Annotated in this window: 13 protein-coding genes and 1 riboswitch; of the genes, 5 read left to right on the plus strand and 8 right to left on the minus strand. The window is 42.0% G+C overall.

Going from position 1 to position 16175, the window contains the following annotated elements:
* Positions 1-41 precede the first annotated feature (41 nt).
* Positions 42-2312: a helix-turn-helix transcriptional regulator gene (locus H70737_RS29235; protein WP_042193010.1), complete on the minus strand. Its 2271-nt coding sequence runs from the start codon at positions 2310-2312 to the stop codon at positions 42-44.
* A 127-nt stretch (positions 2313-2439) separates the two neighbouring features.
* Between H70737_RS29235 and H70737_RS29240 the strand changes: the two genes are divergently transcribed.
* On the plus strand, positions 2440-3591 hold the full coding sequence (locus tag H70737_RS29240) for a metallophosphoesterase (protein WP_042193011.1): 1152 nt from the start codon (positions 2440-2442) through the stop codon (positions 3589-3591).
* 172 nt (positions 3592-3763) lie between these two features.
* On the opposite strand, the gene H70737_RS29245 is transcribed toward H70737_RS29240, so the two are convergent.
* On the minus strand, positions 3764-4318 hold the full coding sequence (locus H70737_RS29245) for a TetR/AcrR family transcriptional regulator (protein WP_042193012.1): 555 nt from the start codon (positions 4316-4318) through the stop codon (positions 3764-3766).
* A 166-nt stretch (positions 4319-4484) separates the two neighbouring features.
* Here H70737_RS29245 and H70737_RS29250 point away from each other — a divergent pair, with 166 nt between their 5' ends.
* Positions 4485-5948 carry a DHA2 family efflux MFS transporter permease subunit gene (locus H70737_RS29250; protein WP_042193013.1) on the plus strand — a complete coding sequence of 488 codons (1464 nt, stop codon included), beginning with the start codon at positions 4485-4487 and terminating at the stop codon, positions 5946-5948.
* Between the two features lie 78 nt (positions 5949-6026).
* Here the strand turns inward: H70737_RS29250 and H70737_RS29255 are convergent, their stop codons facing one another.
* Positions 6027-6479, minus strand: a complete 453-nt coding sequence (locus H70737_RS29255) for a helix-turn-helix domain-containing protein (RefSeq protein ID WP_042193014.1) — start codon at positions 6477-6479, stop codon at positions 6027-6029.
* 138 nt (positions 6480-6617) lie between these two features.
* Positions 6618-7976 carry an amino acid permease gene (locus tag H70737_RS29260; protein WP_042193015.1) on the minus strand — a complete coding sequence of 453 codons (1359 nt, stop codon included), beginning with the start codon at positions 7974-7976 and terminating at the stop codon, positions 6618-6620.
* Between the two features lie 135 nt (positions 7977-8111).
* A riboswitch (glycine riboswitch) is annotated at positions 8112-8192 on the minus strand.
* A 197-nt stretch (positions 8193-8389) separates the two neighbouring features.
* Here H70737_RS29260 and adhP point away from each other — a divergent pair.
* Both adhP and H70737_RS29270 read left to right on the plus strand, forming a co-directional pair.
* On the plus strand, positions 8390-9406 hold the full coding sequence (adhP, locus tag H70737_RS29265; protein ID WP_042193016.1) for an alcohol dehydrogenase AdhP: 1017 nt from the start codon (positions 8390-8392) through the stop codon (positions 9404-9406).
* A gap of 196 nt (positions 9407-9602) precedes the next feature.
* Positions 9603-10625 (plus strand): MFS transporter, encoded by a 1023-nt coding sequence (locus H70737_RS29270; RefSeq protein WP_081951244.1) that lies wholly within the window; start codon positions 9603-9605, stop codon positions 10623-10625.
* Between the two features lie 366 nt (positions 10626-10991).
* Here the strand turns inward: H70737_RS29270 and H70737_RS29275 are convergent, their stop codons facing one another.
* Positions 10992-11963 (minus strand): aldo/keto reductase, encoded by a 972-nt coding sequence (locus H70737_RS29275; protein WP_042193017.1) that lies wholly within the window; start codon positions 11961-11963, stop codon positions 10992-10994.
* 386 nt (positions 11964-12349) lie between these two features.
* Between H70737_RS29275 and H70737_RS29280 the strand changes: the two genes are divergently transcribed.
* A complete protein-coding gene (locus H70737_RS29280) occupies positions 12350-12790 on the plus strand; it encodes a MarR family winged helix-turn-helix transcriptional regulator (RefSeq protein WP_042193018.1) in 441 nt (146 codons plus the stop codon).
* A gap of 578 nt (positions 12791-13368) precedes the next feature.
* On the opposite strand, the gene H70737_RS29285 is transcribed toward H70737_RS29280, so the two are convergent.
* The 3 genes from H70737_RS29285 to H70737_RS31560 all read right to left on the minus strand — a co-directional run bounded on the left by H70737_RS29285 (position 13369) and on the right by H70737_RS31560 (position 15910).
* Positions 13369-13773 (minus strand): VOC family protein, encoded by a 405-nt coding sequence (locus tag H70737_RS29285; RefSeq protein ID WP_042193019.1) that lies wholly within the window; start codon positions 13771-13773, stop codon positions 13369-13371.
* 127 nt (positions 13774-13900) lie between these two features.
* Positions 13901-13996, minus strand: a complete 96-nt coding sequence (locus H70737_RS31705) for a WCX domain-containing protein (protein ID WP_442950262.1) — start codon at positions 13994-13996, stop codon at positions 13901-13903.
* Positions 13997-14410: 414 nt separating this feature from the next.
* Entirely contained in the window at positions 14411-15910 is a 1500-nt protein-coding gene (locus H70737_RS31560; protein WP_052404465.1) for a stalk domain-containing protein, read from the minus strand.
* Positions 15911-16175: the final 265 nt, after the last annotated feature.

Here is a 16175-nt window from a genome sequence, read left to right on the forward strand (position 1 = left end):
TCATTCGATTTATCAAGAAATCGAGTGAGCAATATTTAGCATTAATCGTTGGTTTTTTCTAAGTCGATCATAACAATCCCGAATAGCGGAACTTCGAACTCAAGTGTATGATTCCCCTTTATTTTCAGTTGTTCTACGCTTCTCGAAGGTCGATTAATTGCATTCCAATACGCAATATCTTCGAAAGACAACTTTTTGCATTTCCTTAAATCAGCAAGGTCTAATCGCTGATCTACTTGCTCAGTAGTTAATCGTTGCTTGATCAATCGGTATGTCCCTTCAAGGTTTGTAAGTTCCATCTTTATAAAAACATAGGGACTTTTTGCCTTATGCCAAGCTAATTCTAGTTTTTCCTTATTTTCATTGATAAACAGATGTTGCTCTTCTTCTGGATAAACAGTTAAAATGCGGTAATTATCTTGCTGTTTTGTCACGATACATGAGTTGTTTTTGAACACAATCTCATCAAACAAGCGACTCACAAACTCTGTCGCATACCAATTGTCCTTGTAACGACCATCCGGTGTAAGTAATGAAAGCTTACTTGCCAGCTCATCTGGAAAATACTCAAACAGCTTCGCTGAATCGAGTGATAATGGAGGGAAATAGTGACCTGCAATTTCGTTTTGATTCATTAGGTTTATATATTGCCAAATGCTTGCATTTGCTTGCGCTAGATCCGAATAGGCGTGTAGATAATCATCCTGATCGTAAATCAGCATTCGATCCAAAATACGGTTCTGATCTTGTATGTTTGTATTCTCACCAATGACCCGAATGTAGTCTTCATCAAATAGATAATTAAGCGCAGTTTCAAGTGGAATCTTGCGCATACGGGTCCAGTCATCAATGCAATAAACGGCATTATGGCAGATTATATCAAGCAACACCGCATCTTCTGGCGGGATGGGAAAATGAATGACCACGTTCTTATAGTTTTTAAAAATTGAAATGGCATTCACTAGCGACAGACGCAATTGCCTGCTATTTTTCATTTCATAGAAGCAGCGGAACTCGTACATCCAATCCTGACTTGTCATATAATTTTGCTGCAGATGGAGATTCAATTCAGTCATTACCGTTTGAAACCATTCATTGTTATGAAATCCCCGCTCCTCCCAATCATCCAAATCTATAGATTGAAATTGAAGGTAGGGAATCATGCCAACAGACACGATCTGCTGCAATATTCGATCCAACTCACTAAATGAACAGACCAGCTTCCCTTCGCTCAACCGTATATCCACTTTTTTAAAAAAACGATTGACCGCTACCCACTTCACCCCTAGACGCTGACGCACTTCGAGCAAACGGCTATCCATAAGTTTACCTTTTATTTTAAGAACATGATTCACCTTTGAGTACTGGCCGATCGTTTTATGCAAATCTAATTGAACCTCGATGCGATTGGGGGCAATAGATGGGCCAGCCGGTAATTCACCTAACGGCACATACGGCGATAGTAAGGCTAATACATCTTGGGACAGCTCCGCATCGACACGATTCTGCACCGCTCTTATTTGACGCTGTTCACGAAATTCAGCAGGTGAAAGCTCATACCTTATTTTAAATGCCTCGTTAAATGAGCGTACATTGGGAAAGCCATTAGCTAAAGCAATCGTGACAATCTTCTCGTTCGTATTTTCCAGCATACGTAAGCTATGAAACAATCGCACTTCTTTGATGTAATTTCCGATTGAAATCCCTAGCTGATTTTTAAAGGAATGTGCCAGGTAGTATTTGCTACTATAAGACTTTTCAGCAATCTCATCCAGGCTGAGTTTGTCCGCATAATTAACATTGATATATGATACAATTTCTTTTACCTTATCCGAAGCAGTATGAACTTGCTTCTTTTCATCTTCTGGCCCAAGATATCGGTACAGCAATCCGATTAAACGTTTCGAATACCCTTCGATGATATAATCAGAACCGGCTCCCGGATATATCCTTTCGACGTACAAGTACGCCATACAATTCTTCACAAGCTCATATCCATCTTTTTTGTACACCATCGATAGTGGAATGTTAAGCTTAAATGCCGGAAACTCCTCTTGATACTCATTGGTTAGAAACTTTACCGAGAGCGTCGCATTCTCTTCACTGCCAATTACACGGACAATATCACCTTTATTAAAAACGAAAATATCGCCTGTCCGAATCAAAATATCCGAACCGTTTCGCATAATTTCCAGATAACCAGAAAGAACAAACCATGCCGTTAACTCCGTCATAAGTAGAAAATCCACTTCCTCAATCGTTTCGATTGCGGCTAGTACGATTTGATCTGATCCATTTTTCTTCTTATTCAAAATCAACAATCTCCTCTTCCAACATGAAAAAATATGTTACTGTTACTGAGTACCTGACCATTTGCTCATAATTATTGATTATAAACGATTGCTCTCTGAAATCTAAAAAAATAGGACGGTGCATCATATGGTATTCGCATTTCTGTTTATATTCGCTATGTACGCGGCAAGTAACTATTACATCGCAAGAAAAATTTTTAAATGGTTACAACATGTATTTTCAAATATAAATGGGATTATATACGGAGTCATCTACAGCTTGTGTGCGGTAACAATCATTATTAATTTACTATTGTCCTCTTCAGCTATGACGACCGATTCAAGTATTGTTAATTTTATTGGTCAATTCGGGGACTATTGGATGGGGATCTACTTCTATTTGTTCTTGCTGTTACTCCTTTCCGATGTAATCTTACTTATTAGTAAATGGATCAAAATCATCCCCTCCCCTGCGCCAAAACGTGTTATTTTTCATACAAGGTCAGTAGCATTAATTCTAGTCATAGGGTTGGTGTCCTATGGGATTTATAATGCGAATCAGATAAAAGAAGTTACTTATCCGATCCAAATACATAAAAGCACGTCGTTAGATCATTTAAATATTGTTCTGATCAGCGACTTACATTTAGGCTACGTAAATGATGTAAAGTTTATTGAAGACGTTGTTGATCGTATTAATAACATGCAGCCGGATATTGTGTTGATGTCAGGAGATATATTTAATGGTAACTACTATGCGCTCTCTAATCCTTCCAAAGGAATAGAGTTATTAAATACTATTCAGTCCACCTATGGGGTTTATGCTTGTTTAGGTAACCATGATGCAGGACGATCATACGATGAGATTGTGAACTTTATAGATAAGAGTAATATTAGACTTCTAAATGATGAGCATGTCGTTATTGATAATCAATTCGTTGTAGTTGGCAGGAGAGATTCATCACCGATTGGTGATCAAGGAAATGCTAGAGCAGTTACTTCTGAAGTGATGAGTAGCATTAATACAACTATGCCCGTTATCGTAATGGATCATCAACCCACGAATATGATTCAGTACGGAGATGATGTCGATTTAATACTTAGCGGACATACGCATCAAGGACAAGTATTTCCTGCAAATCTAATCACCAACGCTATGTTTACAGTAGATTACGGGCACTATCAGAAAAATCAGAACAGCCCTAACGTCATCGTTACATCTGGTGCAGGGACTTGGGGACCGCCCTTACGCATTGGAACGAATAGTGAGATAGCACTAATTAAAGTTGATTTTAAATAGAATGATTTATAAAAAAAAGCGGACAGCCTTTGGACGAGAATTACCGCCCTAGACTGCCGCTTTTTATAGTTTTACCTAAGGTTGGTGCGGAGAATATCCGTTATCTTGAAATTTGTCTCTCTACATCATACAACGGTTTTTACCCATATCCTCCTGTAGCATAGTCTAGCGATTATAAATACCTTCTTTTATACATCAAGGTAATTTGGCCTGCTATGTATTCCGCACTATATTGGCTGCCATCCTTAATCCACCACATAATAATCCCTAATAGTGATGCTGCAATAATATCAAGGGAGACAACCTCCTTAGTGGAATCTATGTTTCTCACGTTTCTTCGCTTTTCGATCGTATTTTTTAATAGGTTGGTTAATTGGTTTTTGAAGCCTTTGTGCTCTACCAATACAGCAAAGATTTGCCGGTATTCATAAAAATAACTTAAAAATGTGACCAACTGCTCCTGCTCGATACTGCTCTTCACTTGTAATAACGGTTCAACCTTCATGGACAGGTCATCAAAGATTTCATGTACGATCTGGCGCAATAAATCATTAATATCCTCATAATGCAAATAAAACGTTGCACGATTCAGCTCAGCACGGTTGGCGATTTTTTGGACAGTCAATTGAGAAATCTCCACATTCTCGGCCAATAATGAAAAAACAGCATTTTTCAGCATCTTTTTTGAGCGAATGGCTCGTGGATCAACTTTTTTATGTTCGGACATTTCATCCCTCTATTATCGTTTATATAGTATTTCATCAACTAATTTACCCATTCTGTCGATTAGTCGACATTTTCAATAAAATTGCAAATAGGAATACCGTTTAAATGCTGATATGATTTATTTTATCGACACTATGTCGAAAAAGCAATGAAGAGAGGCCTGCACCATGCAAGAAGATATTAAGAAAATAAATAAAGGAATCCTACTAACCATTCTAATTTTTGGTTGTTTCTTATCTACACTCAATCAGACGCTTTTAAATGTCGCCTTAAGTAGTCTGATGGATGTATTTGATGTCACGGCAACAACTGTACAATGGATTTCAACAGGTTTTATGCTGGTCAACGGGATTTTGATTCCGATTACAGCCTATTTAATGAAACGTTTTACAACACGTCAATTATTTCTAAGTGCCATGTCATTTTTATTAATTGGCTCAATCATTTGTGCAGCAGCGCCGAGCTTTAGTCTACTCTTAGTCGGACGGATGATCCAAGCTGCAGGTGCCGGTATTATAATGCCGCTCATGATGAGCGTTGTGCTCGCTATTTTCCCTGTTGAAAAACGCGGCAGTGCTATGGGACTGCTTGGACTGGCGATGATATTTGCTCCTGCTATTGGGCCGACGCTTGCGGGATTTATTGTTGAATATCACTCTTGGCGCTGGTTATTTATCGGCCTCATTCCACTCGTCATCATTGTTATAGCGTTGGCATTCAAGTATTTAGTGAATGTATCCGAGACGTCTAAGTCTAAGCTTGATGTAGTAAGTGTTCTTTTATCGACCGTTGGATTTGGCTTAATTTTATACGGCTTCAGTAGTGCAGGCAGTAAAGGCTGGGACGATGTAATAGTAATTCTGACCTTAGGGATCGGGATCGCTGTTACGGCCGTATTCTGTCTTCGACAAATCAAGTCTGATGATCCACTGCTGAACCTGTCTGTCTTCAAAAATAAAGTTTTTACGATGACTTCTCTGATTAACGTATTAATCACGATGATGATGTACGCAGATATGATTTTATTGCCTATTTATCTGCAGAATGGCCGTGGTTTTACAGCATTTGATGCAGGACTACTATTGCTGCCAGGGGCGCTCGTAAATGCGTTCATGTCACCCGTCACCGGTAAATTATACGACCGTTTTGGTGCTAAACCACTGTTCATTATTGGTTTACTGTTTATTATTCCATCTATGTGGGCGGTAACTGATCTATCTGAATCTACAACGTATATGTATCTAATGATTCGTACCATTGGCCTGCGAATTGGATTAAGCTTCATCACTATGCCACTCAATACGGCTGGACTAAATGCACTGCCCAAACAACTCGGCACGCATGGTACAGCTGTGAACAATACCGTTCGCCAAATTGCCGGAGCCATCGGTACTGCTGTCGTAATTACGATTTATACAGTACAGGCAACAAGTCATGCGGCCACAGTGATGCAGAGCAACCCCTCTACTACTCCTGAGATCCTTAAATCCCTTGCATCCATTCTTGGGGCAAGTGATGCCTATTACTTTATGATGATTTTATCCGTCGCCGCGTTTGTTATAACATTATTTATGCCGATGAAGAGCAAGATCATGGTTGAAAAGAAAGCAAACCTAGTTAACAAGGAATAACCTTATAACGTGGAATGTAAAAAGGACAGCGATCAGCTGTCCTTTTACATTATTAATAGCTATTCCCGGCTCACCGGCTTACTCTTGTTTATATTTTTCTTTCAGTATGCTGGAGCCAATTCCCCCGATAACCATTAAAATCAAAGAACCGAAGTTCCAAAAGAATGACCCGCCATTCAAGGTAATCTCTAGTGCCATTACTTTGTTCAGAAAGAGAACACAGAGTTTAATCACTAATAGCACAATGCCTGCTATTACGAAGACATCAAATACAAACTTTAATTTCGGGTGAGCCAATTTCTTGCCTTCTTCTATCACCTTTTTGGTCAACTCCTCGTCACTCCTTAGTAACTCATCGATAGTTACCCCAAAAAGATCGCTTATTTTAATAATGATTTCAATGCTTGGGTAGTTTAGACCATTCTCCCATTTCGAAACCGACTGTCGGCTTACAAACAGCTTCTCGGCCAGTTCTTCTTGTGACCAACTTTTTTTATTTCTTTCCGCTTTTAACTTCTCCCCAAAGATCATAGCAGCAACTACCTTTCTGCAATTCATAAGCCTATATTGGATTAATCGTATGCAGAAGTAAAGAACGCTTTAGTTGCAGCCCCGCAACCCCAAGTTGCAGTTAACACTAGGCTTACCGCTAGTTGATGTTGACCTCACTCAAGCTTGATTACTTCTCCCCTTTTTACTTCTAATCGAATACAAGATAAATAATAAAATAAACCATAACGGAGTACACAATAAAGCCGGGCGTGTTTCTCCAGCGAACAGCATGATGATCAGTATTCCAGCGAACAAGGTTAAGACAATATAATTGATAGCCGGTGTGAACGGTGCTTTGAATTTGGATTTCGCCTGTAAGTCTGGTCGGGTTTTCTTATACTTAATATGACAGATAAGAACAATGCCCCACACCCATATAAAACAAATGGCGCTAATCGTTGTCACGATTCCAAAAGCCTGCTCCGGAATAAGTTTACTCAAAAGAGCACCCACAGATATAACAATTGTAGAAATGAATAACGAGTTACCTGGTACATGGTTTTTATTCAGTTTGCCCAAACGAGGTGACGCCTGGTTATTTCTACTCAAATTATAGAGAATTCGGCTGGTCGAGAACATCCCACTATTACAAGCGGAAGCGGCTGAAGTTAATACGACAAAATTAATAATCCCTGCGGCAATTGGAATCCCTACTAAAGTAAAGGTTTTTACAAAAGGACTCTCTGCCGGACTGAGCTCCGTCCAAGGGTTAATGCATAGCAGGACGAAAAGCGCACCAACATAGAAGAATAGAATCCGTAAAGGAATTTTATTAATCGCCGATGGGATATTTTTCTCCGGATCCGCTGTTTCCGCTGCCGACACCCCGACCAATTCCACACCCACGTAAGCAAATACAACCATTTGAAAAGAAAATAAGAAGCCTGATATGCCGTTCGGAAAAAAGCCCCCATGCTCCCATAGGTTTCGTATCGTCACCGATCCTGCATCCGTCTTAAACCCAATGATCAGTAAAATGACCCCAAGACCAATCAAGGCAAGAATCGTAATTACCTTAATTAAAGCAAACCAAAACTCGAGTTCCCCAAAGCTCTTTACAGTTAATAGATTAAGTCCTAATAACACGACTAGACAGGCGATGGCAGGAACCCACTGCGGGATATCAAACCAGTACTGTACATATACGCCAACAGCAATGACATCAGCCATAGCCGTCATGATCCAGCAAAACCAATAGGTCCAACCGGTAATGAATGCAACCCGTGATCCAAGGTAGTCTTCAGCAATATCCGTAAACGATTGATAGCCCGCTTTAGATAATAGGAGTTCTCCCAGTGCTCTCATCACAAAAAACACAGCAATACCTACGATTAAATACGTGATCATAATGGATGGGCCTGCCTTCTCTATCGCCTTGCCTGATCCCAAGAATAATCCTGTACCAATGGTGCCGCCAATAGCAATAAGCTGAACATGCCGATTAGCCAGCTCTCTCTTTAATTCTGGTTGTGCCATACCTAGTTCCCCCTTGTGAGTACAATAAATTGGAATAAAAAAAAGAGAGATTGGATGTCATCCAATCTCCCAGATCGTAAGAATATCAAATAATATTCGCCCTGCTGATAGCGATCAGCATGACAAATACATATTCAGTACTCTTCTGTCCTTTTGCCTGAGATTGTGAACCCTTCGGCGCCGCGGAATCTCCGCAGTCTCTCCAGAAGCTGCTCCAGCTAAAGTGTAATCCTTAGCCATCATAGCTCGTGAATTATGAAGTTGATAAAGCGGTAACGCAGTAAAGCTGTTCTGATATTCTAACATATTACTTGTGATGTGAGTGTTAATCAGTGATAAAAGTCTCAAGAATTTAAAGTTAGCCTCATGAACATACTACTTTTTGAAAAGCAAAAAACTAAAGGAGTATGCTGATGAAAGCCGCTGTAGTAAAGAAATTCAAAGAAAAGTTAGAACTACAAGACGTACCTAAACCAAAACCCGGACACAAAGAAATCCTTGTCCATATTCAGGCGTGCGGAGTGTGTCATACTGATTTGCATGCTGCTCATGGCGATTGGCCCGTCAAACCGAAACTCCCTCTTATTCCCGGACATGAAGGCGTTGGGATTATTGAAGAAATAGGTGAAGGAGTTACACACTTAAAGATAGGAGACCGAGTAGGAATTCCGTGGTTGTACTCAGCCTGCGGTCATTGTGAGTATTGTCTTACAGGAAGAGAGACTCTTTGTCTGGATCAGCAAAATTCCGGATATTCCGTAGATGGTGGATATGCAGAATATTGTGTGGCAGCTGCCGATTATGTAGTGAAGGTTCCTGATAATTTAAGCTTCATCGAAGCTGCACCTTTATTTTGTGCTGGCGTTACGACCTATAAAGCTTTGAAAGTATCGGGTGTAAAGCCAGGTGAGTGGGTAGCCATTTTCGGCGTCGGAGGATTGGGTCATCTTGGCGTACAATATGCAAAAGTGATGGGAATGAACGTAGTGGCCATCGACACGTCGGATGAAAAGATGGAGCTTGCCAAACAACTTGGTGCAGACAAAACCGTAAACGCATTAAAAGAAGATGCCGCAGAGTGGATTCAAAAAGAAATCGGTGGAGTGCATGGTGTCGTTTGTACGGCGGTTGCGAAAAAAGCATTCGACCAAGCCTACCGGGCCATTCGTCGCGGCGGTACCTGCGTCATGGTTGGACTGCCTCCTGAATCCATGGATGTCCCGATCTTTGATACGGTATTAAACGGTACAAAGGTAGTCGGTTCGATTGTCGGCACTCGCAAAGATTTACAAGAAACATTACAATTCGCTGCAGAAGGAAAAATAAAAACCATTATTGAGACACGTAAACTAGAAGATATTAATGAGATCTACGATCTTATGTTAGAAGGCAAAATCAATGGTCGAATCGTCCTTGATATGACGAAATGATCCGAAAGAAAACACACTCGAAAAGTGTTGCTTTTCGGGTTTTTTTATGGCTAAAATTTGTCATACGGTTCACCTTAACATCTATAGAGCAAAAGCTTGATTGGAACATTGATTTTCATTCATTCGGGAAAAGAGGTGTAGATTCTACCTTACTTGCGTTAACATTCCTGTTGGGATTGTAGCAATTTTACTAGGAATGTTTGTTATTAAAGAAAGTGAAAAAAACAAAAATGGAAGAATTGATATTTGGGGACTGATTTTCAGCACAGCCATGATTTTTACGATGATTTTGGCCTTAATTCAAAAGGCGATGAATGGAGATTATGCATGGACTGACTGGCACATTTTAGGTCTACTTGGATTATCACTTATTTTGCTTATAGCTTTTATCGTTACTGAAAGAAAAGTAGCACAGCCCATGATTGAATTATCTATTTTTAGAAATTGGTCATTCAATGGAGCTAATATTGCAGCTTTTGTATTAGGTGCTGGACTATACGGGGGTTTTACTTACTTAACCATTCTTATGCAAAATTACATGGGTTATTCAGCTTTTGATACAGGTGTAAAAATGCTACTCATTAGTGGTTTCACGATAGTTCTTGGTCCAATCGCAGGAATTATCTCAGGGAAAATTGGTAATAGTTGGTTAATCAGTGGAGCACTACTTATCGGTGCAATCGGAATATTTGTTATGCGTTATATGATCAAAGTTCCGTTTGAATGGAGCTATCTGATGCCTGGCTTTATTCTTTTAGGGATTAGCAATGCTCTAGTCAATCCACCTATTACAAATGCTGCTATGGGTTCAGTTGATAAAAAGTATGTAGGTATGGCTTCTGGTATCTTAAATGTCTTTAGACAAGTGGGAATCTCCTTTGGTGTTGTAATGCTAGGAATTAAATTAACGGAAGGTTATAACGATTCGTTGAACACTAATATCATGAATTTAACCAATATTCCTACCGAGTTTAAAAATCAAATGCTGGATGTTTTCCATAAAGCTGGAGCTTTTGCAGGTTCACAAATTTTTGATAGCAAGCAAGCTGAAACATTTAAAGCTATGCCTGCTTTTGATGAAATGAAGACGCTCGTTTTTAATGCTTTTAATTCAGGTATGCAAAATGTAACACTATTGATTGGTATCTTCTTATTAATTGGTACATTCGCAAGTGCAATTTTGATTAAAAACAAAAAGAATACACAGAATGGGAATTAATCTTCTTTCACCAGTTATTCATCTCCCCGACGGCTACGTCGCGTGAGCTTGTGACAGCCAAATAGAGTGGCAAGGTTCGCCTGTTACCTTTAGACACAACAGTGACATAGACTACAGAACGACAATTGGTAGTGGTCTTAACTCTTCATGTTGTTAAGTGGTAAAGCACAAAAATTTCGGCCTACTTATGATACGGTTCACCGCGATGGCTGAAGCGGCATGTTTTTGAAACTGCCGTAGAATTCTTAAGTGTTACAAACACCTTTTGTGGCTCCTCTTTCATGGGAGTTTCCATGCATCAACTCTTCATGGATCGTTTCCATGAAGAGTTCAATACATAGGATTCGTTGTATAGATGTGTCCAATTTATACTAATGAATGTGGTACATAAAGTTCTTCTAAACTGGTAATTTCTTCAGGTGTCAATTTAACCGACAACGCCGAAACGGCATCTTCGAGATGGCTGGTCTTGGTCGAACCGATAATTGGGGCGGTGATCTCTTCTTTTTGCAGCAACCATGCAAGAGCAACTTGTGCGCGTGGAATTCCTTGGTTAGCAGCGACTTCCGCAACTCTCTCTGCTACTTTACGATCAGCTTCTTCCGTTTTAATAAACAACTCTTTAGCTATCTGGTCATTCTCGGATCGTGAGGTCTGTTCATTCCAATCCCTAGTTAACCGGCCTGCAGCCAAAGGCAGGTAAGGAGTGACGCCAACTCCCTCGTCTCTGCAAAGGGGGAGCATTTCTCTTTCTTCTTCCCGGTAGAGCAGGTTTAATCTATTCTCCATAGAGACGAACCGTGTCCAACCGTTGCGCTCTGCAACATGCTGAGCTTTCGCAAACTGCCATGCCAGCATGGAAGATGCTCCGAGGTATCTGACCTTGCCCGCCTTAACTAAATCGTGAAGAGCCTCCATCGTCTCTTCAATCGGCGTATTTGGATCCCACCGATGGATCTGGTACACATCGACGTAGTCTGTTCCGAGTCGTCTTAGACTGTTATCAATTTCGGTCATGATGGCCCTGCGGGAAAGTCCCATAGCATTCGGACCTTTGCGCATCGGAACAAATACCTTTGTAGCTATGACGACTTCGTCACGATGAGCGAAGTCCTTTAAGGCACGCCCGAGGATTTCTTCGCTTGTTCCGTCGGAATACATGTTGGCAGTACTGAAAAAGTTGATGCCCAATTCGAGTGCCCTCTTAATAATCAGTCTGCTTTGCTCCTCATCCAGAGACCATGGAGTATTGCCGCGTTCAGGTACGCCGAAACTCATGGTTCCAAGGCTTAACTTCGAAACCTCTAACCCGCTGCGTCCAAGCTTCACATATTCCATTTAATAACACACTCCTTATATATTTGTAGGGGAAGGCGTTACGCCTTTAGGTTTCGTGGATCTCTCGGTGATACGTCGCTCGTGATTACATTACCAAGGTAGCTGACGTCTCTCGTTTGAAAATGTGCCCGTCGGACCGTCCTCGTCGAGGAGCGCAAGGCGCACGGGATGTTTGAAGGCCGTTTCCTTTGTTGACCCCAGTGACCAAGGCGACGGGTTTATGCATTTCCCCTCTCCTTCCTTGCATCATCTGCAGACCCATTAAATACCTTTTCCAGTTGATGTATCAACCTTAAGACAATACCACTCCCTTAAGTTGACATATCAACCTATGAATACATAGTAACACCTTGTGGTTGATGCGTCAACCATGATATTATATTCGTATGGATATAAACGAACTTAACGAAGATGAAATGCGGATATGGAATATGTGGAAAGGCTCCTTTAAACGAATCTTCGGTCGCGTTGTAAAAGAAATGTCTGAACACACAGGACTCTCAGAGGGTGATTTTGGAGTATTAGACCGGCTAGTCCAATTTGGCAATGGTAAGCTTCGCCAACAGGAATTAGCTGACTCGATGGACTGGGATAAGAGCCGACTATCACATCATCTAACGCGGATGGAAAAACGAGGTCTAGTTCTGAGGAAACCTCTAGACACAGATCGCGGTGTTCAAGTCATCATTACTTCCGCCGGAAGGTCAGCCTTAGACGAAGCCCTTCCCATAGTCTCAAAGGCAATACGCAAGCATTTTCTAGATCTATTAACCGATCAAGACATTGAGTCGATTACTACACTGGCGGAAAGAACAACAACATCCTGATTGCTGTTTTTGATGTAAGGAACCGGCCCCTTCCGCCAAAATAGCGGAGGGGGCATTTTCTTTCTTATCGGGCAGAGGGAAGATTCTCCGCAGGCACCCTTGTCATATGTTCCCCTTCCCGATCCGCCACGTGCTTGAACCCCGTTCTGACTATAATCCAAGTTTTTATCTCTAAGACCCACCAACCCAAAATGAAAGAAACTTGCCCCTACTTATGATACGGTTCACCGTAACATCTACTTAACCTCACACAATTACAAGGTAATTTCTCAACCCATTATGCTTTTAATAATAAATGAAACTCACATCCTTCAATATTCTCTTTCAGAACTATTCGAAATTCAATACAATAAAAGCGCAATCAAGAAATTTATTAGAAATGAAGTCAGAAAGTTTGTCCATATGCAAAATTCTGCTGAAGCCAACTAATCGCCAAACAAGAAATCAACGCCCCAGCATTATTTCACTGGAGCGTTGATTTAACCAAAAATAGTATGCATTAAAATTTGGCCCTACTTATGATACGGTTCCCTGCGCTGTCTGTAACGGCAAGTTTGAAGTCCATCCTTTACTGCCCGTCAATGTCTACTTCTAAACCGTTTAATCGCATCCTCGGTCACCGGCTCGAAGAGGTTAAGAAGGTTGCCATCGGGATCGCGGAACAGCATAGAACGGTTCCCCCACGGCATCATGGTCGGTTCCTTTACCCAATTATCAACAAATGGCTTCAAGCGCATATATTCAGCTTCAATATCGTCGATGCGGAACTCAATAATGACAGTGCGATTATTGGCCCCCACTGCGCAACCGGCGCCGAATAGCTGCGTCGTCTGGGAGTGGCCGATTGCAAGGGTGCATGATGGCAGAACGAGTTCGGCAAATACGGGCGCAGGTCGCTCTGCCGAAACCCCCATGACTTTCTCATAGAACTCGACGAGACGATCCACGTCGTCAGTAATGATACGTACAGAAGCGAAATTCACAAGATATCATCCTTCCTAATAATAGGTCTGGCTGTATCCCACAGCCGTTGTAAAACATACTTTTTACTATCTATCTCCTTTACATTTACATGTCCAATTATAAAAAAACGCTACTGACAACGTTATGTCAGTAGCGTTTTAGAATTCTTTGGACTTCCTCACGAATCCAATTTCGGAATGATTCGGGTTCCAACACGATAACGCCCGCTCCCCAGCCAAGCACATTAAAAACAAGCAAGGTTGGAATGCAACTGTTGTGATGCAAAAAGAAGTCGCTTTTATGACAGTGTAGAAATTAATACAGAACCTACAAACCGCGTGGCATCAAACGCTGTAAATCTACACACATCTTCAGGAATTTCCTATGGTTCCTATAAAGGATATAATGTTAGAAAGTAACGAGACTATGTCAAGAAGAATGGGAAGAAATTGTTGGAACGATATCAACAGTTCTACTCTGAACCAGTCACCCCTAAAGATCAATAATTTGTTGTAGACATTTGCTTAACTATCCTTGTTAAAGAGTCCTATTCAAAAATAGAGCCAGACATTCTCCCAAAGAGAATGGCCCGACTCTATATCTGTTAAGATGTGTTTCTATTACCAAAGGTTCAACTTCACCTCATGCAACCTTGTATTAGGATAGCCGATGAATTGACCATACTATATCCGTACTGAAACCAAGGGTTAGACCGTCAGCTTCGTAATATAATCCAACTTCATCACCTGCTTGCAGCTCTACATCACCGGATAGCGTCACCGTCGCACTACTTAGTACGATCCTTATAGTTAAAATTAACGCCATATTGACGTCCAAGATAGGCATATAACCTTTTATTAAATCAGTGCTGCCATTCTTCTTTACGGTAAAAAATGGATCAATGCCACTTCCTAAGCTTATACTAACTGGAACGTTAGTCTTATAGTTAACAGTTGCATGTATAGCATACTTGCCAGTGGCCGGTGCCGTAAATATCCCTGTAGCAGGATTAAATGCAGGGTTTGCGTAATAAGGGGACGCCTCACTCCAATTCGTAAATAGCGTGCCACTAGCGATTGAGTATGTCGTACCCGTAACAGAAAATCCTTCCGAGGTAAAAGAAGTCCCCGCTGGCCCTGGATCTCCTTGTGGTCCCGCCGGTCCTGCTGGGCCTTGCGCTCCCGCTGGCCCCGGATCTCCTTGTGGTCCCGCCGGTCCTGCTGGGCCTTGCGCTCCCGCTGGCCCCGGATCTCCTTGTGGTCCCGCCGGTCCTGATGGGCCTTGTGCTCCCGCTGGCCCCAGATCTCCTTGTGGTCCCGCCGGTCCTGATGGGCCTTGCGCTCCCGCTGGCCCCGGATCTCCTTGTGGTCCCGCCGCTCCTGATGGGCCTTGTGCTCCCGCTGGCCCCAGATCTCCTTGTGATCCCGCCGGTCCTGATGGGCCTTGTGCTCCCGCTGGCCCTGGATCTCCTTGTGGTCCCGCCGGTCCTGATGGGCCTTGTACTCCCGCTGGCCCCGGATCTCCTTGTGGTCCCGCCGCTCCTGATGGGCCTTGTGCTCCCGCTGGCCCCAGATCTCCTTGTGATCCCGCCGGTCCTGATGGGCCTTGTGCTCCCGCTGGCCCAGTCGCTCCGGTATCGCCTTTATCACCCTTGACTCCACTGCCTTTAGAATTCTGCGATTCTTGGTCAACCGATGGCTGAGTACTGATGGTGATGGTTTTCATGGTGGAATTCCATACTACTTTTGCACCGAATAATTCGGCAATAAAACGTACCGGTACCATAACCCGGTTCTGAATGATCTTAGCAGGTTGATCGAGCGTGACCTTCTCCTCTACATCACCGACTTTAATGCTGGCGGTCGGGTCGCCTATAATCAGCGTACCCGATGCATCTCCTTTAAAAACCGCTATTGTTTGTGTAGAACTGTTCCAGTTAAGAGACACGCCGAGCGAGTCTTCAAGGACCCTCAAAGGCATAAGCGCGGTTCCTTTATGGACAACGGGTTCGACGTCACTCGGGATTACGCTATCATTAACGATAATAGTAATCTCGGCCACTTGGCCGACCGGAGCCGCCTGAGCAACAGGAACCACAAACAACGTCATTACAAGCACAAGTACAATAGATAATTGCAGTCTTTTTATTTTTATCACTTTGCTTTCCCCCATATTTAGTCAATTCGAAGTAGATACCAGCACCTAAATAATTACGAACAGCATTCAATGGTTCGGCGGTTTCAATCTGATAGGGATCACCTTCAAGTCCCGTTCCTCCAGCAAAGCTCACTGCCTCATATGCCTTACCTTCATCTGTCGCGAACAATCCGGGTATACCACTTAGCACCACTAGCTAGATCTATTATAATGGAACTAATTGTATTTAATAGTGACCGCTGTCATCAGTATTGTCACATGACAA

The organism is Paenibacillus sp. FSL H7-0737, assembly GCF_000758545.1.
Classification (GTDB): domain Bacteria; phylum Bacillota; class Bacilli; order Paenibacillales; family Paenibacillaceae; genus Paenibacillus_AQ.